21 protein-coding genes and 1 pseudogene are annotated in these 17,987 nt (G+C 58.7%); 11 read left to right on the top strand and 11 right to left on the bottom strand.

Features of this window, described 5'->3' with window-relative positions; all coding sequences use genetic code 11:
• The first annotated feature begins 149 nt into the window (after positions 1-149).
• Both folD and pbpG read left to right on the top strand, forming a co-directional pair.
• Positions 150-1,004 carry a bifunctional methylenetetrahydrofolate dehydrogenase/methenyltetrahydrofolate cyclohydrolase FolD gene (gene folD / locus ACYZTM_RS25710; RefSeq protein WP_131061962.1) on the top strand — a complete coding sequence of 285 codons (855 nt, stop codon included), beginning with the start codon at positions 150-152 and terminating at the stop codon, positions 1,002-1,004.
• 236 nt (positions 1,005-1,240) lie between these two features.
• Positions 1,241-2,179, top strand: a complete 939-nt coding sequence (gene pbpG / locus ACYZTM_RS25705) for a D-alanyl-D-alanine endopeptidase (RefSeq protein ID WP_131061961.1) — start codon at positions 1,241-1,243, stop codon at positions 2,177-2,179.
• Between the two features lie 58 nt (positions 2,180-2,237).
• On the opposite strand, the gene ACYZTM_RS25700 is transcribed toward pbpG, so the two are convergent.
• The 3 genes and pseudogenes from ACYZTM_RS25700 to ACYZTM_RS25690 form a co-directional block, all read right to left on the bottom strand.
• Positions 2,238-2,453, bottom strand: coding sequence for a hypothetical protein (locus ACYZTM_RS25700; RefSeq protein WP_461985332.1), 216 nt, complete (start codon positions 2,451-2,453; stop codon positions 2,238-2,240).
• A gap of 17 nt (positions 2,454-2,470) precedes the next feature.
• Positions 2,471-2,677, bottom strand: a complete 207-nt coding sequence (locus ACYZTM_RS25695; RefSeq protein WP_131061959.1) for a DUF6021 family protein — start codon at positions 2,675-2,677, stop codon at positions 2,471-2,473.
• Positions 2,678-2,768: 91 nt separating this feature from the next.
• Positions 2,769-3,496 (bottom strand): annotated as a pseudogene (locus ACYZTM_RS25690) (cysteine peptidase family C39 domain-containing protein).
• Positions 3,497-3,662: 166 nt separating this feature from the next.
• Between ACYZTM_RS25690 and ACYZTM_RS25685 the strand changes: the two are divergent.
• Complete coding sequence (locus tag ACYZTM_RS25685; RefSeq protein WP_165557481.1) at positions 3,663-3,833, top strand: hypothetical protein; 171 nt, start codon at positions 3,663-3,665, stop codon at positions 3,831-3,833.
• Positions 3,834-3,908: 75 nt separating this feature from the next.
• Here ACYZTM_RS25685 and ACYZTM_RS25680 read toward each other — a convergent pair whose 3' ends face one another.
• Both ACYZTM_RS25680 and ACYZTM_RS25675 read right to left on the bottom strand, forming a co-directional pair.
• On the bottom strand, positions 3,909-4,658 hold the full coding sequence (locus ACYZTM_RS25680) for a TerC family protein (protein ID WP_131061957.1): 750 nt from the start codon (positions 4,656-4,658) through the stop codon (positions 3,909-3,911).
• A 26-nt stretch (positions 4,659-4,684) separates the two neighbouring features.
• A complete protein-coding gene (locus tag ACYZTM_RS25675; protein WP_461985329.1) occupies positions 4,685-4,927 on the bottom strand; it encodes a hypothetical protein in 243 nt (80 codons plus the stop codon).
• Between the two features lie 271 nt (positions 4,928-5,198).
• Here ACYZTM_RS25675 and nhaR point away from each other — a divergent pair, with 271 nt between their 5' ends.
• A complete protein-coding gene (gene nhaR, locus ACYZTM_RS25670) occupies positions 5,199-6,098 on the top strand; it encodes a transcriptional activator NhaR (RefSeq protein WP_010458685.1) in 900 nt (299 codons plus the stop codon).
• A 4-nt stretch (positions 6,099-6,102) separates the two neighbouring features.
• Here nhaR and ACYZTM_RS25665 read toward each other — a convergent pair whose 3' ends face one another.
• On the bottom strand, positions 6,103-7,257 hold the full coding sequence (locus ACYZTM_RS25665; RefSeq protein ID WP_461985327.1) for an MFS transporter: 1,155 nt from the start codon (positions 7,255-7,257) through the stop codon (positions 6,103-6,105).
• 279 nt (positions 7,258-7,536) lie between these two features.
• On the opposite strand from ACYZTM_RS25665, the gene sstT reads away from it, so the two are divergent.
• Positions 7,537-8,769, top strand: coding sequence for a serine/threonine transporter SstT (sstT, locus tag ACYZTM_RS25660; RefSeq protein ID WP_131061954.1), 1,233 nt, complete (start codon positions 7,537-7,539; stop codon positions 8,767-8,769).
• A gap of 143 nt (positions 8,770-8,912) precedes the next feature.
• Here sstT and ACYZTM_RS25655 read toward each other — a convergent pair whose 3' ends face one another.
• The gene (locus tag ACYZTM_RS25655; RefSeq protein ID WP_461985325.1) at positions 8,913-9,422 is read right to left on the bottom strand and encodes a DUF1993 domain-containing protein; all 510 of its coding nucleotides are present in this window, start codon (positions 9,420-9,422) and stop codon (positions 8,913-8,915) included.
• Positions 9,423-9,561: 139 nt separating this feature from the next.
• Here ACYZTM_RS25655 and ACYZTM_RS25650 point away from each other — a divergent pair, with 139 nt between their 5' ends.
• On the top strand, positions 9,562-10,209 hold the full coding sequence (locus ACYZTM_RS25650) for a YceH family protein (RefSeq protein ID WP_461985323.1): 648 nt from the start codon (positions 9,562-9,564) through the stop codon (positions 10,207-10,209).
• A gap of 185 nt (positions 10,210-10,394) precedes the next feature.
• Here ACYZTM_RS25650 and ACYZTM_RS25645 read toward each other — a convergent pair whose 3' ends face one another.
• Complete coding sequence (locus tag ACYZTM_RS25645; RefSeq protein WP_131061951.1) at positions 10,395-10,913, bottom strand: cupin domain-containing protein; 519 nt, start codon at positions 10,911-10,913, stop codon at positions 10,395-10,397.
• A gap of 243 nt (positions 10,914-11,156) precedes the next feature.
• Positions 11,157-11,975: a shikimate 5-dehydrogenase gene (locus ACYZTM_RS25640; RefSeq protein ID WP_131061949.1), complete on the bottom strand. Its 819-nt coding sequence runs from the start codon at positions 11,973-11,975 to the stop codon at positions 11,157-11,159.
• Positions 11,976-12,221: 246 nt separating this feature from the next.
• Between ACYZTM_RS25640 and ACYZTM_RS25635 the strand changes: the two genes are divergently transcribed.
• The 3 genes from ACYZTM_RS25635 (at position 12,222) to ACYZTM_RS25625 (ending at position 13,414) form a co-directional block, all read left to right on the top strand.
• Positions 12,222-12,587 (top strand): hypothetical protein, encoded by a 366-nt coding sequence (locus tag ACYZTM_RS25635; protein ID WP_131061948.1) that lies wholly within the window; start codon positions 12,222-12,224, stop codon positions 12,585-12,587.
• A 349-nt stretch (positions 12,588-12,936) separates the two neighbouring features.
• Positions 12,937-13,131, top strand: coding sequence for a hypothetical protein (locus tag ACYZTM_RS25630; protein WP_003179723.1), 195 nt, complete (start codon positions 12,937-12,939; stop codon positions 13,129-13,131).
• Between the two features lie 100 nt (positions 13,132-13,231).
• On the top strand, positions 13,232-13,414 hold the full coding sequence (locus tag ACYZTM_RS25625; RefSeq protein ID WP_131061947.1) for a hypothetical protein: 183 nt from the start codon (positions 13,232-13,234) through the stop codon (positions 13,412-13,414).
• Here ACYZTM_RS25625 and ACYZTM_RS25620 read toward each other — a convergent pair.
• A complete protein-coding gene (locus tag ACYZTM_RS25620; protein WP_131061946.1) occupies positions 13,411-14,472 on the bottom strand; it encodes an AI-2E family transporter in 1,062 nt (353 codons plus the stop codon). The genes ACYZTM_RS25625 and ACYZTM_RS25620 overlap by 4 nt on opposite strands.
• Before the next feature lie 175 nt (positions 14,473-14,647).
• On the opposite strand from ACYZTM_RS25620, the gene trhP reads away from it, so the two are divergent.
• Positions 14,648-15,976, top strand: a complete 1,329-nt coding sequence (gene trhP / locus ACYZTM_RS25615) for a prephenate-dependent tRNA uridine(34) hydroxylase TrhP (RefSeq protein WP_131061945.1) — start codon at positions 14,648-14,650, stop codon at positions 15,974-15,976.
• A 109-nt stretch (positions 15,977-16,085) separates the two neighbouring features.
• On the opposite strand, the gene ACYZTM_RS25610 is transcribed toward trhP, so the two are convergent.
• A complete protein-coding gene (locus ACYZTM_RS25610) occupies positions 16,086-16,949 on the bottom strand; it encodes a LysR substrate-binding domain-containing protein (protein WP_461985318.1) in 864 nt (287 codons plus the stop codon).
• A gap of 96 nt (positions 16,950-17,045) precedes the next feature.
• Between ACYZTM_RS25610 and ACYZTM_RS25605 the strand changes: the two genes are divergently transcribed.
• A complete protein-coding gene (locus ACYZTM_RS25605; RefSeq protein ID WP_461985316.1) occupies positions 17,046-17,951 on the top strand; it encodes a DMT family transporter in 906 nt (301 codons plus the stop codon).
• Positions 17,952-17,987 lie beyond the last annotated feature (36 nt).

Below are 17,987 nucleotides of genomic sequence, written 5' to 3'. Positions count from 1 at the left end.
CGCCCCGAAGGCCGTCAAATCCTTTTTATAAAAAATTCATTTAATTAAAGGGCTTAGAGGAATTTGCAGACCAAGCGCCTTTGCCCTCACCTCATGACATGCGAGAATGCGTTCTCTTTTTTTCCCCTCTCGATGGTTAATCACGCGCAATGACTGCACAACTAATCGACGGCAAATCGATCGCCGCCAGCCTGCGCCAGCAGATCGCCAAACGAGTCACCGAGCGTCGCGAGCAAGGCCTGCGCACACCGGGCCTCGCGGTGATCCTGGTCGGCAGCGATCCTGCCTCTCAGGTTTATGTCTCGCACAAGCGTAAAGACTGTGAAGAGGTCGGGTTCATTTCCCAAGCCTACGACCTGCCTTCCGAAACCACTCAAAAAGCACTGACCGATCTGATCGATCGCCTGAACGACGACCCGGCAATTGACGGCGTTCTGCTTCAGCTTCCTTTACCTGAACACCTGGATGCCTCCAAATTGCTGGAACGTATTCGTCCGGACAAAGACGTCGACGGTTTCCACCCCTATAACGTCGGTCGCCTGGCCCAACGCATTCCACTGCTGCGTCCATGCACCCCTAAAGGCATCATGACCCTGCTGGAAAGCACCGGTGCCGATCTTTACGGGATGGACGCCGTCGTGGTCGGAGCGTCCAACATTGTTGGTCGCCCGATGGCGATGGAATTGCTGCTCGCCGGTTGCACCGTGACCGTCACTCACCGCTTCACCAAGGATTTGGCCGGCCATGTCGGCCGTGCCGATCTGGTCGTCGTAGCCGCCGGCAAGCCGGGTCTGGTCAAAGGTGAGTGGATCAAGGAAGGCGCGATCGTGATCGACGTCGGCATCAATCGCCAGGAAGACGGCAAACTGGTCGGTGACGTGATCTACGAAACCGCCCTGCCCCGCGCCGGCTGGATCACTCCAGTCCCGGGTGGTGTCGGCCCGATGACGCGTGCTTGCCTGCTGGAAAATACGCTGTACGCGGCGGAAACACTGCACAGCTGAGTGCCCGCTTCGACATAAGCGACGAACAAAAGAACCCCGCCAATGGCGGGGTTCTTTTTGTCTGAAGTGAAATATCGACCATCCGCCGGAAAATGACTTTTTTTTCACATTCCCAAGGACTTTCACCTCCTCCTTGACCAACCATCGACAGTTATTCAGCCATACTCCAGAATGTCGCGCTTTTACGAAATAGCCCGTTACATAACGGCTTATCAACACCTTATGAGTCTGCCAGCGTGAAAATTCGTCTTTCCATCCTGAGCCTATTGTTTGCATTTACAGGGACGTTCATCACGCCAACCGTTAATGCCGCGGAGACCACCGCGCCCCCCCGAGATACGAAACAACTCAAGCTCGCTTCCGGCAGTTCTTTGCTGCTGGATATGCAGACCAACAAAGTCATCTATGCAAGCAATCCCGACGTGGTTGTCCCTATCGCCTCTGTCAGCAAATTGATGACCGGCCTGGTCGTGGTTGAGGCCAGGCAGAACATGGACGAATACATCAACATCAACATCAGCGACACACCAGAAATGAAAGGCGTGTTTTCCCGAGTCAAACTCAAAAGCGAATTGTCGCGCAGGGAAATGCTGCTGATCGCCCTGATGTCTTCGGAAAATCGTGCAGCCGCGAGCCTGGCCCATCACTATCCGGGCGGCTATGTCGCATTCATTGCCGCGATGAACGCCAAGGCCAAGGCGCTGGGCATGACCAGCACCCACTTCGTCGAACCGACCGGACTCTCCCCTCGTAACGTCTCCACTGCCCGCGACCTGAGCAAATTGCTGATCGCCGCACATAAATATCCGTTATTGACCGAGCTGAGCACCACCAAGGAAAAAACCGTCACGTTCCGCAAACCCAAGTACAGCTTGGGTTTCCGTAACACCGACCATTTGGTCCGCAAGCCAAACTGGGACATCAAGCTCACCAAGACCGGGTTCACCAATGAAGCCGGTCACTGCCTGGTGTTGGTGACCAGCATGGGCAATCGCCAGGTGGCGCTGGTGATCCTCGACGCCTTTGGCAAGTACACGCATTTTGCCGATGCCGCCCGCATCCGCAGTTGGGTGGAAACCGGCAAAGGCGCAGACGTGCCATCGGTAGCCTTGCAGTACAAATCGGACAAGAACCTCAAGCATCGTCAGAGCGGCGTGGTTGAAGCTTCGAAATAAGTCAGCGACAGCAAACAAAACAAAGCCCCGATCATTCGGGGCTTTTTTTCGTCTGGCGTTAATCGTTGGGTAAAGGCATCTGATCGTCATCCGGAATGCCATCCCCGGCGCTTGGATCTTTCATGCCATGGGGATGCTCCGTCGGGACCACCATCGGACGCGCCAAAGGATCCCTTAACGGATCGTTCGGATCCATCACCGGATCAACTCCCTTTTCGGGCGTTGTGGGAACACTGTCCGGACGTTTGTCGTTGAAACTCGAATCAGTAGACATACGCACCTCACCAGGGGTTAGGGTTTCAGATCAGCGAGTGGGTCGTAAGGCTTCGCCGGCGACCTGGGATTGTCGCCCGGCTTCACATCCCTGGGCGCCTTGGCGGGCCCGATGGGATCGACCTGAGGGTCGGCGAGGTCCGGCGAATCGGGGTCGAAACCCAACTCGTCGCCCGAAGAATGCTCAGACGAATGCGGGCCGTCGGGGGTATTGGAATGTGCCATGGGGCGCCTCCTGGGATCTGGCCCGGAGAAACCGGGCCTTGTCCTTTAGAGGCCAGACATGCTCGGCGGTGCCGGGCACGTGACGAACGGCCTACTGCGCGGTCAGCGCCTTCTTCGCACGTGCAGCGGCCTGTTCCTGACCGGCCCGACCAAGATCGCTCGCTGCCTTCAGCCAGCGCTGCTGATCGACGTTGGCCGGGATCTGATTGGGCTTTTGAATCAATATGGCCCAGCCGCCGGCGTCCTTGAAAGATGACTCAAAAGAACTGAAGCTCATCAAATTGCGGCGATTCATGCCAGCACGCAGCAACACCGTCTGCTTCTGGCGATTGTAGCCGGCGAGAATGGCGTAACGCGGTTCAGCCCACAGCGTCGAGCCTTCAGTGAAGCGCACCATCACCGGATAGCCGGCCGCGACCTGGGTCAACAGCGCAGGCAGATTGCTGTCGAGGGGATAAACCACCATCCCGTACTCACGAGCAAGGTTCTGCATGTTCTGCTGCAACTGTGCTTCGGCGCCCGGCACATGCAGGGGTTTTTCGAGTAACCCGGGCGTAATCACGACGCCCTGCTGCGACAGCATGCTGGCCAGCACCTGAGGCCCGCTTTGATAGTCCTGGCCCCGGTAGAACGTGCCGCTGAGTTCGACACGTTCCGGCAGACGCTTGATCTCCGGCGCCACACTCCCCGCGCAGCCTGCCAATCCTGCAACGCAGCCGACAATCAGCGCCGCCGTTCGAATTCGAGAAAATACCCGCACGATCATCACTCTCTTGTTCAGACGCCAGGCAACACGCTCCCGGCTTGGCCGTCGATCATAGGACGCCACGCGACGGCGGTATAGCCTTAACCTGCAGTCGAGCGCATTCGATAGAGCGAACTGGTTGATGACGCCGACCTTTGGTCAATAGCCTGAAACACAGCAACGACTAGACTGTCATTTGCAGAGAGTGTGTGCCCACGGCAGGGCAAAGAGGAGGCACTGATGAGCCTGACAATGACAATCGTGATGTTGATTTCCGGCTGGCTGGCGGTGGCCGCCGCCATGTTGTGGGGCGTTTTGCGGATTACCCGGCGGCACCATCACCACCCCGCTCAATCGGCGCCTGTGGCGCAAACCGATAAACCGCCAGCACGTCACGTGACCGCGCACTGACCTATTTCGAATTCATAAACAAAAACGGCCGCCTGGGCTCTTTCGAGCGCAGGCGGCCGTTTCGTTTATCGCCGGTTAAGCTTCAGCCGCTATTTTCTTCTGCTTGGCCCGACGCGACATCATGTTCAACCCCTCGATCGTCGCCGAGAAGGCCATGGCGGCGTAGACGTAGCCCTTAGGCACATGGGCACCGAAACCTTCAGCGATCAGCGTCATGCCGATCATGATCAGGAAGCCCAGCGCCAGCATCACCACCGTCGGGTTGTCGTTGATGAACTTGGCCAGAGGGTCAGCCGCCAGCAACATCACCAGCACCGACACCACCACGGCGATGATCATGATCGGCAAGTGCTCGGTCATGCCCACTGCGGTAATGATGCTGTCGATGGAGAACACCATGTCCAGCATCAGGATCTGACCGATCGCAGCAGCAAAGCCCAGGGTCACAGTCGAGGTCGCCGACTTCGGATCATCCGGTGCCGGGTCCATGCTGTGATGGATCTCGGTCGTCGCCTTCCACAACAGGAACAGGCCACCAGCGATCAGGATCATGTCCTTCCAGGAGAACGCGTGGCCGAGAATATCGATCACCGGCTCCGTCAACTGAACGATGAACGCAATGGTGCTCAGCAGGCCCAGTCGCAGAATCAACGCCATGCCGATCCCGATGCGGCGTGCTTTCTGCCGATGCTGCTCGGGCAGCTTGTTGGTCAGGATCGAGATGAAGATCAGGTTATCGATGCCGAGCACGATTTCCATGACGATCAGCGTGGCCAGGGCGACCCAGGCAGTGGGGCTTGCAGCAAGTTCTAAAAGGTATTCCATGGGTCAGTCCTGACTCGTTAAACGGTTTAGATTTCCTGGGACGAAGATTCGGTTTTCTGCTTGTCTTCGCTCGATGATTCTTTCTTGCTGATCAGTCCGCCGGTGGCATCGCTGATCGCTTGTTCGGCGGCTTTGTGGGTGTCGTCGATCGCCTGCTTGGCGGTCTCGGCAGCCTTGCCCATCAATTGCTGAGCGCTTTTCTCGGCCTGGTCGCAACCGGCCAGTACCAGTAAAGACGTAATCAACAGCGCCGTGGTTTTAAGCTTCATGATGCTTTCCTCGATAGAACAAAACGGGCCGAAACGATGGCCCGTTGATAGCGAGGCATTCTAGGGAGGCAAACACTTCAGGAAAATTCGTATTTTCAGCGGTTATACTTCGGTTTTTACGAATCCAGAATTAATTGTAGGAGCGAGGCTTGCCCGCGAAGAACGTTGACGCAGTCTTCCTGAAGGACCGCGTTATCGTTCTTCGCCGGCAAGTCGGAGCGCCGAACCGCTCGTTCCTACAGGGGATGTGTACCGCGGGGATATAAACAACATGTTGAATTATCGGCAATTGCATTACTTCTGGGTGGTGGCCAAGACCGGCAGCATCGTGCGCGCCTGTGAGCAGCTGAACCTGACGCCGCAGACCATCAGCGGGCAGATTTCCTTGCTCGAACAAACCTATGGCATCGAGCTGTTCCGACGCGTCGGCCGGCAGCTTGAGCTGACGGAGGCCGGGCGTCAAACCCTGCCCTACGCCGAGCAAATGTTTCAGCTAGGTGGCGAACTGGAGTTGATGCTGCGGGCGCAACCCAACGAACAGCAGATCCTGTTTCGGGTGGGCGTCGCGGATGTGGTACCCAAATCCATCGTCTATCGCCTGATTGCGCCGACCATGGAATTGAGCGAACCGCTGCGCATCACTTGTCGTGAAGACAAACTCGAACGTTTGCTCGCCGACCTGGCGATCCAGCGCCTCGACCTGGTGATTTCCGACAGCCCGATGCCATCGCACCTGGACATCAAGGGTTACAGCCAGAAACTCGGTGAATGCGGGATCAGTTTCTTTGCCACCGCTGAACTGGCGGCGCAGTACGGTCAGGATTTCCCGCGCAGCCTGCACGGCGCACCGCTGCTGATTCCTGGGCCGGAAACCGTGGTACGCAGCCGTTTGCAACGCTGGTTTGCCGAACAGCAGATCCAGCCGCGCATCGTCGGCGAATTCGACGACAGCGCGCTGATGCAGGCTTTCGGTCAATCCGGCAGCGGAATTTTCATCGGCCCGAGTGTGATTGCCGACGAAGTGAAACGCCAATACGGCGTGGAGTTGATTGGCCAGACCGACGCAGTGACTGAGTCGTTCTACGCCATTTCGGTCGAACGCAAGGTCAAGCACCCCGGCATTGTGGCGATTACCGAAGGTGCCCGACGCGAGCTGTTCACCGAGCTGTGAAGGGTCAGGCGCAGACTTCGCGCGGTTTCATGGTCATCAGCGCCATGGCCAGGAGAATCGAAACCAGGATAAATGCCGCCGCCGCAAAACCCAGCCCGCCCAGGCCAACGCTGTCAATCACGCGTCCGCCGACCATCGCGCCCAGACCGATGCCGAGGTTGGCCCCGGCAATGTTCAGCGACGCGGCAAAGGCTGGAGCCTCGGGCGCGGCCTTCATCAATCGCACATGGCTGACCAGGAACAACGCAGCCTGGGTCACACCCCAAATCCCCATCGCCGCCGCCAGACCGAGGGGCGAATGAATGTTCGGCACCAACGCCACCATGCCGGCGATCATGAACGCGCAGAACATCATCGAAGCCATCAGCGGATGACGATCCACTGCGCGACCGCCCAGTGAGTTGCCGATCAAGCCGACCGCGCCAAAGCCCATCAGGCACCAGCCGACCAACGTGCCGTTGAAACCGGCGAGGCGTTCAAGGATATCCGCGAGGTAGGTGTAAGCGGTGAACATGCCGCTGAACACCAGGACCGACAGCAAGACATGGCCCAGCATCAACGGGCTGCGCAGGATCTTGAACTGCGAACGGAAGCTCACCTGATGCTGATGCAGGTTGGTTTTCGGCAGGTAGATAAACAGCAGCAACGCCTTGGCAAACGCGATCACCGCCAAAATGCCAAAGGCACTGCGCCAGCCGAACGCATCGGAAATCAGTGTGCCGACAGGAATGCCGAACACCGTGGCGCAGACGATGCCAAAACCGATCTTGGCGATGGCCCGACCGGCGTAGTCCGGCCCGACGATGTCCACGGCGGTTTCACTGGCCAGCGCCCAGAACACCGGCAGCCCCAGCGCGGGGATCAGCCGGGCGACGGACATCACCCAGATGTTCGGCGCAAACGCCGCAAGGGTGTTGGCCAGACCGAACATGATCAGCACCGAGATGAACAGCTTGCGCCGCTCGAACCTGGCGAAGTACGCGGTCAGGAACGGCCCGAACGCCGCAACGGTGAAGGCGAACAAGGTCACCAGCAAACCCGCCTGGGGAATACTGACGCCCAGGTCTCGGGCGATCGCCGGCAACAGACCGACGATGATGAACTCCGTGGTCAGCACCGTAAAACCGGCGGCCGACAACAGAAGGATGGGCAACAGCATGCAGAACTCCAGAAAACGACGACACCAGCGATAGCCCGAAGGCCCACTGGCATGACTTGAAAATGAGGATGCGCAATGTTAACAGAGTGTTTCCAATCAGGGTTGCACGAACCTGCCGATCTCGTTGATCACGCGGGCGACAGATCGTCACAGGTCTGAAGGATGAAGACCACGCTGTGATAAAGTCCGCGCCCTGCGATTCGTACACCCTGTTCATCCGCCCTTTAATGGCCGCGATGTCGCGACACCCCCGCACCTAATAATCAGAGATGCCGTTTTATGACTGCTTCATCCCCTTCGCTATTGCAACGCTTGAAACGCTTGAGCCTGGTCTCGCAAATCATCATCGGCCTGATCGCCGGGATTGCCCTGGCACTGTTCGCGCCGGACGTGGCGAAGTCCACGGCGTTCATCGGCAAGGTCTTCGTTTCGGCGCTGAAAGCCGTCGCGCCGATTCTGGTGTTCGTGCTGGTCATGGCCTCGATCGCCAACCATAAGCACGGCCAGGAAACCCACATCCGGCCGATTCTGTTCTTGTACCTGCTGGGCACGTTTGCCGCCGCGGTCGTGGCGGTGGTTGCCAGTACGTTGTTTCCCTCCAGCCTGGTATTGGCCACACAGGACGTCGCGGTGACCGCGCCGGGCGGCATCAGCGAAGTGCTACAAAGTTTGCTGCTCAGCGTGGTCGACAATCCGGTCAGCGCGCTGATGAACGCCAATTTCATCGGCATTCTGGCCTGGGCGATCGGCATGGGCGTTGCGATTCGCCATGCCGGTGACACCACTCGTGAGGTGCTCGGCGACTTGTCCAATGGTGTGACCCTGATCGTGCGCCTGGTGATTCGGTTCGCGCCGCTGGGGATCTTCGGCCTCGTCGCGTCGACCCTCGCCACGTCCGGCTTCGGCGCGTTGCTCGGTTACATGCATCTGCTGGCCGTGCTACTGGGCTGCATGCTGTTCGTGGCGCTGGTGATGAACCCGGTGATCGTGTTCTGGAAACTGCGTCGCAATCCGTATCCGCTGGTGCTGACCTGCCTGCGGGAAAGCGGCATCACCGCGTTCTTCACCCGCAGCTCGGCGGCTAACATTCCGGTCAACCTGGAATTGAGCAAGCGCCTGGGCCTGCACGAAGACACTTACTCGGTGTCGATTCCGCTCGGCGCCACCATCAACATGGCCGGCGCGGCGATCACCATTACCGTGCTGACGCTGGCGGCCGTGCATACCCTGGGCATCGCCGTGGATATTCCGACCGCCATTCTGCTCAGTGTGGTGGCGGCGATCTGTGCGTGTGGCGCTTCGGGTGTAGCCGGCGGTTCGTTGTTGCTGATTCCGCTGGCGTGCAGCCTGTTTGGCATTCCGAGTGAAATCGCCATGCAGGTGGTGGCGGTCGGTTTCATTATTGGTGTGTTGCAGGATTCGGCGGAGACCGCGCTGAACTCGTCCACCGATGTGCTGTTCACTGCTGCTGCGTGCCTGGGTGAAGACGCGAAAGCCGAACGCCTGGCGTAACACCGCCCCTTGTAGGAGCCAGGCTTGCCGGCGAAGGCGTCCTCATAATCGCCTTCGCCGGCAAGCCTGGCTCCTACAGAGGGCAAAAACAAAAAGCCCGGCAAGGCTTGCACCTTGGCGGGCTTTTTAGTGCGCGGGGCGGGCTAGAACGCGCCCATGTAATCGCGCTTGCCCACTTCAACACCGTTGTGACGCAGCAATGCGTAAGCGGTGGTGACGTGGAAGAAGAACTGCGGCAGGCCGTAGGTCAACAAGTAAGCCTGGCCACTGAAGCGCTTCTCTTTCGGCGTGCCTGGACGGGTAACGATCTCAATGCCTTCCTTGCCGTCGATCTGCTCAGGATTGATCTCGCCGATGTAAGCCAGAACCTTGGCAATCAATGCTTGCAGTTCAGCGAAGGTGGTTTCGGTATCGTCATATTTCGGCACTTCGATCTCGGCCAGACGCGAGGAAACGCCTTTGGCGAAATCAACGGCGATCTGCACCTGACGCACCAGCGGGAACATGTCCGGGTACAGGCGGGCTTGCAGGAACGCGTTCGGGTCAATGTTCTTGGCGGTAGCGTGGGCTTCAGCCTTGTTCAGAACGTCGCTCAGGGCGCTGAGCATTTGTTTGAAAACCGGAACGGAAGCGGCATACAGGGAAATAGTCATGACAGTCTCGTGTGGTGACAGGAGGGAAACGTGGGCCGATTATAGCCATGCCCGCCCCTCCTGCGGCTTGTCTTTTATCCAGCAAGGATTAGGCTAGGCGGCTTCGACTGCATGCTTCGACTGCATAGGGAAAAGCGCGATGAGCACTGAGCAAGAAACGACCTTCGACGAGCCGCGGCTCAACAGCGCGGAAATCCGCATTCTGGGCTCGTTGATCGAGAAGCAAGCCACCAGCCCGGAAACCTATCCGCTGACTCTTAATGCGCTGGTGATTGCCTGCAACCAGAAAACCAGTCGCGAACCGGTGATGAACCTCACCCAGGGTCAGGTCGGCCAGAGCCTGCGCGCCCTTGAAGGTCGCGGCTTTACCAAACTGGTGATGGGCAGCCGTGCCGATCGCTGGGAACATAAGGTCGACAAGGCGCTGGAACTGGTGCCGGCACAGGTGATTCTGGCGGGGCTTCTATTTCTGCGCGGTCCGCAGACGGTCAATGAACTGCTGACCCGCAGTGGCCGCATGCATGATTTTGAAGACGCCGAACAGGTTGTGCATCAACTGGAGCGCTTGATTGCTCGTGGTCTGGCGTTGTTGATTCCACGTCAGGCCGGGCAGCGAGAAGACCGCTATATGCATGCGTTGGGTGATCCGGCGGATATCGAGGTCATCCTTGCGGCCCGGCAAAACCCGGCTGAACGCGGTGCCGGCAGCGGCGTGTCGGTTGAGCGGATCGAAGAGCTTGAAGCGCGGATTGCAGCGCTGGAAGAACGCCTGACCCGCCTCGAATAACCAACGCGATCCCCTGTAGCAGCTGTCGAGCCTGCGAGGCTGCGTCCGGCTGCGCAGCAGTCGTAAACCCGGTAAGCAAGATTTACCTGACACTCCGCAGCGCATGATTTAACGACTGCTGCGCAGCCGGACGCAGCCTCGCAAGCTCGGCAACGGCTACAGGGATCCGCGCCATGCCTGGAAGGTTATTCGCCATCCCAGTAATCCACGCCGTCACCCGGTCGGGCGATGGCGACGAAGCCTGAGGCATTGCCTTCGGCGTCGACCATGAAGTCGTCCATCACAGCGTATTTGCCGGAATCCGGGTACTCGCAAATCTCCGGCGATTGCTGGGTGCTGACCGCCAGGTAGCGCAGTTCGCCATTGCTGTTGTTGATGATCTGGTGCGCGGCTTCAGGACCGCCCGGCGGGCACGCGATCACGTCACCGGCGCGGATCGGAAAACGTTCTGCACCGAGGCGAACCTCCCCTTCCCCGGCCACGACGTAAAACATCTCCTCGTTGACCCGATGACTGTGAAACGGGCTGCCACGCATGCCGGGTTCCAGCACATATAGGCGATATCCCAGTTTCTGAGCCCCCAGCTGCTGACCGACGCGGGCCATTCTCTGCTGATAGCGGTTGGCGGTTTCACCGGTGGGCGCCAGGGCTTCGGGCAACGGTTCGAGTTCGACCTGATTCAGGTTGAGAATGGGGGGATGCATGGAAACCTCGGTCACGGTTTGTTTGTTGGGGGGGCAAGTCTTTGCTTGCTGGCGAGGAGTATAGGCGGGGAATGTTGCGGCAACCGAATGGGCTAGCCCGGAGACCGAGTTGCGGCATTCGCGAGCAAGCCCGCTCCCACAGGGGTTCTCCGCCAATCACAAAGTTTGTTTACGGCGCCGATCTACTGTGGAAGCGGGCTTGCTCGCGAAGGGGCCGGTACAGTCAACAGACAACCTGACTGATCAGCTACGGGCAAACTCCACCGCTTTATGAAACTGCTCATCCGTCGGCCGTACGCCGGTGTACAGGACAAACTGCTCAAGCGCCTGGATTGCGATCACTTCCAGTCCGGTAATAACGCGTTTCCCCTCGGCACGACCACGCACGATCAGCGGTGTTTCCGAGGGAATCGCCACCACATCGAAGACCGTCTCCGCAGCAGCAATGGTTTCAGCGTCGAACGCCAGTTGATCGGCCTCAGGTCCGCCACTCATGCCAATCGGCGTAACGTTGATCAACATCTGTGGGCGCTGCGTGCCCAGTTCCGCTTGCCACTGATAACCCAGCGATTCAGCCAACGCACGTCCGGCGCGCTCGTTACGGGCCACGATCAGGCCATTTTTATAGCCGCCATCGCGCAGGGCACTGGCCACGGCCTTGGCCATGCCGCCGCTGCCGCGCAGGGCAAAGGTCGATTCCTTCGGCACCTGATGGGTTTCAAGCAGCTGGGCGATGGCGATGTAATCGGTGTTGTAGGCCTTGAGGTGGCCATCGGTGTTGACGATGGTATTGATCGATTGAATGGCCGCAGCGGACGCGTCCAGTTCATCAACCAGCGTAATGCAGGCTTCCTTGAACGGCATCGACACGCCACAGCCACGAATGCCCAGTGCACGAATGCCGCCAACAGCACCTGGCAAGTCCTGACTGTTGAACGCCTTGTAGTAGAAATTCAGGCCCAGTTGTTCATACAGATGATTGTGAAACCGCAGGCCGAAATTGCCGGGACGCCCGGAAAGCGACATGCACAGCTGGGTGTCTCTGTTGGGGTTCATCTGCATGAAACATCTCCTTCTATAACCACTTTCAGATGGACGGGATTAGCCATTCCATCGCGTTCTGATCGATCATGACAGCGTGCCTGCGCAGGTTCGCAAGAGCCGTAAAGAAGCCGGTACGGACCTTACACAAAATTTACCCAACGGCCGTGCTGATTTTCAAAAAACCGCTGTCTTAGATGTATCCCTGCGGCAATCCTTGGGTCTATTGCAGACGCAAGCGCCGGGTCGAAGAACCGAGGAATTATCATGATCCGGAAAATCCCCACAGTTGCCTTGCTGCTCGGTGTTCTTGCTATTACAGGGCAGGCAGAGGCTGGCGGCGGTCACGGCTGGCAGGGTCCAGCGGTATTTGGCGCGATCGTTGGTTCGGCAATCGTCGGCTCGGCCATCATCAACAGCAACCGGCCTGTCTATGTACAGCAACCGGTATACGCCCAGCCACAGCCGGTTTACATACAACAGCCGCCACCGGTTTATTACCAGCCTGCACCGGTCTACGTGCAGCAACCGGTCTACTACGCGCCGCCACCGGTTTACTACGGCCCGCCACGTGGTTATTACGGTCCACCGCGTGGTTACTATGGCCCTCCCCACGGTTATGGCCGCTGGTAACAGACTTATCAGGCCCCGCCTTGTCAGCGTAATGCTGTTCACTTATGACAATCATCAGTAGAGCGAGAACCTGCGACGTTTCGCTAAATTCCCTCGCCACAAATGAGTGCCCGCGCTTAAGTGAGCATTACGCCTTGTCAGCGGGGCTTTTTTGTGACCGTTCGTCGGCGAAGGTCTGGAAAAATCGCGTCAAGGTCGCTGTCGGGACAGTGTTGGCAGTGCAAGTCGGCAAGATTGACTCGACCACCCTTCCCCCGTATCGGGAAAAACGGTCATATTTATGTCATGGCAGGTCCGCAAGCTTGGACCGGTCCGTAAATAACAGGTTGATAAAAACAAGGACGACCTCATGCCCACGCAAAACCCCCACCGCATTGTCGGCTTGTGCACTTCCAGCAAGGTGTACAACGCTTTGACCGAACTCAAGCACCTGGAAGGCCATCGCAGCGCCAAGTTTCTTTCGCTGCTGGCAGAAAATCTGGTGCGCAAAGGCCTGCTCAACGAGCAGGAAGTGGTCCATATGCTTGATCTGGTGGTCGACTGAGCCCAAGACTCACTGGCGTCAATGACGACTATCGAAAGCGTTGATTGTCCGTTCGAGTGGCAGGTCCGTAAGTTAGCTCCATAGATTGATGGAGGTACTTATGTCCCAGGTTCAAATCATGTCCGTAATCGGCAGCGCCGTTCCCGCACCGCTCAGAGAACTAGGATTGCTCGCCTGTTGGTATCTGGTGCAGGACGGCGAACCGATCAGCGGACCGCTCACTTCGCTGCCGGCCGCCAAGGCACTGTCGCAACGGATCGGCCAGGGTCAGCTCAGCGCCTAAGGCAGCTGAATCCTCGGCTTGGTCTCGAGGAAGATGTCCCAGCTCGACATGAACAACGCCGCGATCAGCGGCCCGATGACAAAGCCGTTCAGGCCGAAAATCGCCAGGCCGCCCAGGGTCGAGATGAGGATCAGATAGTCCGGCATCTTCGTATCCTTGCCCACCAGGATCGGTCGCAGCACGTTATCCACCAGTCCGATCACAAAAATCCCGAACAACCCCAGCACCACTCCCTGCCAGATCGCCCCGGTGAACAGGAAAAACGCCGCCACCGGCGCCCAGACAATCCCCGCCCCCACCGCCGGCAACAGCGATAGAAATGCCATCAATACCGCCCAGAGCAATGCGCTCGGGATGTCCAGAAACCAGAAAATCAAACCGCCCAACGCGCCTTGTGTGATCGCCACCAGCAGGTTGCCCTTTACGGTCGCCCGAACCACGCGGTTGAACTTGAGCTGCAAGCGGCGCTTCTGGTGCTCCTGCAGTGGTATGGCGGAACGAACTTTACGGGCCAGTTCAGCGCCGTCCCGCAGAAAAAAGAACAGCAGGTAGAGCATGATTAAAAAGCCCACCACAAAATCGAACGTGCCCTGACCGACACTGAAGACTTGCGTGGCGAAAAACTCATTGCCCGTCACCGCACTCTTGATGATTTTCTCCCGCAGCCCATCCAACTCGCCGACCCCTGCCCGATCAAGCAAATGCTGGAAGTACGACGGCAAGCTGTGTTTGAAGTTCGTCACGTACCCCGCGATATCCAGTTCGCCGCTTTCGATACTCTTGTAAAGCGAAGCCCCTTCCTGGACCAGCAAGATACTGAGGATGATCACCGGCAGAATCGCGATCACCAGGCAGACGCTCAGGGTGAGCAGTGACGTCAGGTTGCGCTGCCAGCCGAACTTCAGTTGTATCCGCCGTTGCAGGGGCGCGAAAAGAATCCCGAGGATCACCGCCCAGAACACCGCGCCATAAAACGGCAGCAAAATCCAGATAAAGGCGACAGTGACCACACCGAGCAGGATCACCAGCGATTTGTTGTGTACCGTCTCTTCGTTCATGTTCGATCCATGTCAGCGCGCAGGGGCAATACTCTTTTATTGAAGAGCCATCCTGATGCTTAGTCCGCCACGGTTCGCGCGAGTGCCATCCGTTTGTTCATCAAGCATAGATCCAGATCAATGAACCCCGCGGGCAAGCCGACTACCCTCCCGGTCTTTTGCGACCGACACAGCCATGACTCTCCTTGCTCCAGAACTGCTCGCTCCCGCCGGCACGTTGAAAAACATGCGCTACGCCTTCGCCTACGGTGCCGATGCGGTCTACGCCGGTCAGCCACGTTACAGCCTGCGGGTGCGCAACAATGAATTCGATCACGCCAACCTCGCACTCGGCATTCACGAGGCGCAGGCCCAAGGCAAACGCTTCTATGTGGTGGTGAACATTGCGCCGCACAACGCCAAGCTCAAGACCTTCCTCAACGACCTGGCACCGGTGATTGCGATGGCCCCGGACGCGCTCATCATGTCCGATCCCGGCCTGATCATGCTGGTACGCCGGCACTTCCCGCAGATGCCGATCCACCTGTCGGTGCAGGCCAATACGGTGAACTGGGCCAGTGTCGAGTTCTGGCAGCAACAGGGCTTGAGCCGGATCATCCTTTCTCGGGAACTGTCACTGGAAGAGATCGCCGAGATCCGCCAGCAAGTCCCGGCGATGGAGCTGGAGGTCTTTGTCCATGGTGCGCTGTGCATGGCCTATTCCGGCCGCTGCCTGTTATCGGGTTACATGAACAAGCGCGACGCCAATCAGGGCAGTTGCACCAACGCCTGTCGCTGGAAGTATTCGGCGACGCAAGCCACGGAAAACCAGCTCGGTGAAATCGTTCAGCAGTTCCGGCCTGAACCGACCCTGGGCATCGGCGCGCCGACCGACCAGGTGTTCCTGTTGCAGGAAGCCAATCGCCCGGATGAATTGATGCCGGCCTTCGAGGACGAGCACGGCACCTACATCATGAACGCCAAGGACCTGCGCGCCGTGCAGCATGTCGCACGCCTGACGCAGATGGGCGTGCACTCGCTGAAGATCGAAGGCCGGACCAAATCGCACTTCTATTGCGCACGCACCACGCAGGTCTATCGCCGCGCCATAGATGATGCGGTTGCCGGTCGCGAGTTCGATCGCAGCTTGATGACGGACCTGGAGTCCCTGGCCCAGCGCGGCTACACGGAAGGTTTCCTGCGTCGGCATGTGCATGACGAATACCAGAACTATCAGCACGGCAGCTCGGTTTCAGAGCGCCAGCAGTTTGTAGGCGAGTTGACCGGTGAACGTCGTGATCGCTGGGCGCAAGTGAAGGTAAAGAACCGGTTTAGCCTGGGCGATCACCTGGAACTGATGACACCCCAGGGTAACTTCCACTTCGATCTGCATCAGTTGCAGAACATCAAAGGCGAGCCTATCGACGTAGCGCCAGGGGATGGGCATACGGTGTACGTGCCGATTCCGGATGCGGTGGATTCGCAGTTCGGGTTGTTGATGCGAGATGTGGGCGTTACGCAATAACCAGGAATTCTGTGGGAGCGAGCCTGCTCGCGATGACAGACTTTCAGCCAACATCATTGTTCAGTTTTGAGCGGCTTTCGCGAGCAGGCTTGCTCCCACAGGTAATCGGTTAAGCGAACTCCTCACGCAACATCGCCACAAACGCTTCCCGCGCCGGGTGAACCCCGGCGTTTTCATGCCAGTAAAACAAGTTGTCGATGGCCGTCAGCTCAGGAAATTCAAACCCCGCGCACCCCGCCCCTTTCGCGTACTGGTCAAACACTCCCTTGGGCACCAGCGCGACCCCGGCCCCGGCGCTGACGCACCCGACAATTGCCCCATAACTCGCCAGGCTGACAATCGGCAGCGCCTGCCCCTGCCGCAACAACCAATGCTCCAGCGCCGCCCGGTAAGGACAGCCTTGCGGCCACATGAACACGGTCTTGTCCTGCAAATCGGCGATATCGCGCACGGGCCCCAGGGATGTCGAGGCAATCAACAGCAGCTCTTCGCGGTACATCGGCGTGCGTTTAAGCTGCGAGCGTTCGACATCCACCGCCACGATCGCGCCGTCGAGCCGGTGATTGAGGGTGTCATCGAGCAGTTGGCTCCACGTGCCGGTAGTCAGTTCCAGTGCAACGCCGGGATAACGCTTGTGAAACTTGGCCAGCAGACGCGGCAGACGACCGGTGGCCGAGGACTCGATGGCTCCAATACGCAGCGGCCCGGACGGTTCGGCCGAAGGGTCCACCGCGCGCTGGGCTTCAACGGTCAGCGCCAGTATCTTCGAGGCGTATGACAGAAACGTCTGCCCCGCCGGGCTGATGCGCAAGCCTCGGCCCTCGCGTAGAAACAACGCAACACCCAACTCCGCTTCCAGTGACTTGATGCGCGCGGTGATGTTCGACGGCACGCAATGCAACAGCTCCGCCGCCCGGGCGATGCTGCCGACCTCGGCAACGGTTTTGAACATGCGAATCTGCGCCAATTCCATACATCACCAAAAGTGAATAGTTGACGCAGTATAAGTCAGTTGTGGCGAATGATCAGGCTTCCGATACTCGGTGCATCAACCCACCGGTGATCGACCATGAAGCCTTCTACGCCCGCCCTCAAAATTCTCCTGGCCATGGCGTTTGTCGTCGCCTGCTGGGGATACTCACCAACCGGCATTCACATCGGATTGCAGGCCTATGACCCCGGTCACTTGGCGCTGCTGCGTTTTCTGATCGCGTCCGTGTTCATGGCAATCGTCGCCGCGGTCAAAGGCATCAGCTTGCCGAAGCTTCGAGATCTGCCGCTGCTGTTCGTCCTCGGTTTCTTTGCCGTGAGCCTGCACCACGTCGCTCTGAACATCGGCCAGCAAAGTGTCAGTGCCGGCGCGTCCAGTGTGTTGGCGCAATCGACGCCGTTGTTCAGCACCTTATTGGCGCGGTTCGTGTTCAGGGACCGGGTCAGCGTCTGGCGCTGGGCCTGTGTTCTATTGGGATTGATCGGCGTGGTGATTGTGGTGGCCGGTGATCGCGGCCTGGGCAGCATTGATGCGCACGGCTTGCTGATCTTGCTGGCGGCGGTGTCGTGGAGTTTTTACTTCGCACTACAGAAGCATCATTCCAGGCGCTACGACGGGTTGACGCTGGTCTGTTACACGGTCTGGTCGGGCACGGCGCTGCTGCTGGTTTATCTGCCAGGGTTGGCCGACAAGGTCCTCAACGCACCGATGCCTGTGCAATGGGCGGTGTTGGCATTGGGCGTGTTTCCCAGCGCCCTCGCCTACCTGGCTTGGGCATTTGTGCTGGCCCACGTTGACCTGAGTCGGGCGACGATGACGCTGTACCTGATTCCGCCGACCGCCATGGCCATTGCGGCTTTTGCCCTGAGTGAGCAGCCGACGTTGATGGTCGGGGTCGGTGCACTGGTGGTGCTGATCAGCGTGCTGGCGTTGAATCTGGAGCGGCGTCCTGCGGTCATCGCGGCACAGCCCGCACGGCCATGACTGCACGCAATGCCAACTAAAGAATTGCCGGGTGAT

The organism is Pseudomonas sp. MDT2-39-1 (assembly GCF_054898085.1).
Note: the sequence above shows the minus strand (reverse complement) of the source record. Positions and strands in the feature narration are given on the sequence as shown.

Bases quoted from the DNA above. Each gene is read 5' to 3' on its own strand.
- folD (WP_131061962.1), top strand. From the start codon at position 150: ATGACTGCACAACTAATCGACGGCAAATCGATCGCCGCCAGCCTGCGC.
- ACYZTM_RS25700 (WP_461985332.1), bottom strand. From the start codon at position 2,453: ATGTCTACTGATTCGAGTTTCAACGACAAACGTCCGGACAGTGTTCCC.
- ACYZTM_RS25695 (WP_131061959.1), bottom strand. From the start codon at position 2,677: ATGGCACATTCCAATACCCCCGACGGCCCGCATTCGTCTGAGCATTCT.
- ACYZTM_RS25685 (WP_165557481.1), top strand. From the start codon at position 3,663: ATGAGCCTGACAATGACAATCGTGATGTTGATTTCCGGCTGGCTGGCG.
- ACYZTM_RS25680 (WP_131061957.1), bottom strand. From the start codon at position 4,658: ATGGAATACCTTTTAGAACTTGCTGCAAGCCCCACTGCCTGGGTCGCC.
- ACYZTM_RS25675 (WP_461985329.1), bottom strand. From the start codon at position 4,927: ATGAAGCTTAAAACCACGGCGCTGTTGATTACGTCTTTACTGGTACTG.
- nhaR (WP_010458685.1), top strand. From the start codon at position 5,199: ATGTTGAATTATCGGCAATTGCATTACTTCTGGGTGGTGGCCAAGACC.
- ACYZTM_RS25665 (WP_461985327.1), bottom strand. From the start codon at position 7,257: ATGCTGTTGCCCATCCTTCTGTTGTCGGCCGCCGGTTTTACGGTGCTG.
- sstT (WP_131061954.1), top strand. From the start codon at position 7,537: ATGACTGCTTCATCCCCTTCGCTATTGCAACGCTTGAAACGCTTGAGC.
- ACYZTM_RS25655 (WP_461985325.1), bottom strand. From the start codon at position 9,422: ATGACTATTTCCCTGTATGCCGCTTCCGTTCCGGTTTTCAAACAAATG.
- ACYZTM_RS25650 (WP_461985323.1), top strand. From the start codon at position 9,562: ATGAGCACTGAGCAAGAAACGACCTTCGACGAGCCGCGGCTCAACAGC.
- ACYZTM_RS25645 (WP_131061951.1), bottom strand. From the start codon at position 10,913: ATGCATCCCCCCATTCTCAACCTGAATCAGGTCGAACTCGAACCGTTG.
- ACYZTM_RS25640 (WP_131061949.1), bottom strand. From the start codon at position 11,975: ATGCAGATGAACCCCAACAGAGACACCCAGCTGTGCATGTCGCTTTCC.
- ACYZTM_RS25635 (WP_131061948.1), top strand. From the start codon at position 12,222: ATGATCCGGAAAATCCCCACAGTTGCCTTGCTGCTCGGTGTTCTTGCT.
- ACYZTM_RS25630 (WP_003179723.1), top strand. From the start codon at position 12,937: ATGCCCACGCAAAACCCCCACCGCATTGTCGGCTTGTGCACTTCCAGC.
- ACYZTM_RS25625 (WP_131061947.1), top strand. From the start codon at position 13,232: ATGTCCCAGGTTCAAATCATGTCCGTAATCGGCAGCGCCGTTCCCGCA.
- ACYZTM_RS25620 (WP_131061946.1), bottom strand. From the start codon at position 14,472: ATGAACGAAGAGACGGTACACAACAAATCGCTGGTGATCCTGCTCGGT.
- trhP (WP_131061945.1), top strand. From the start codon at position 14,648: ATGACTCTCCTTGCTCCAGAACTGCTCGCTCCCGCCGGCACGTTGAAA.
- ACYZTM_RS25610 (WP_461985318.1), bottom strand. From the start codon at position 16,949: ATGGAATTGGCGCAGATTCGCATGTTCAAAACCGTTGCCGAGGTCGGC.
- ACYZTM_RS25605 (WP_461985316.1), top strand. From the start codon at position 17,046: ATGAAGCCTTCTACGCCCGCCCTCAAAATTCTCCTGGCCATGGCGTTT.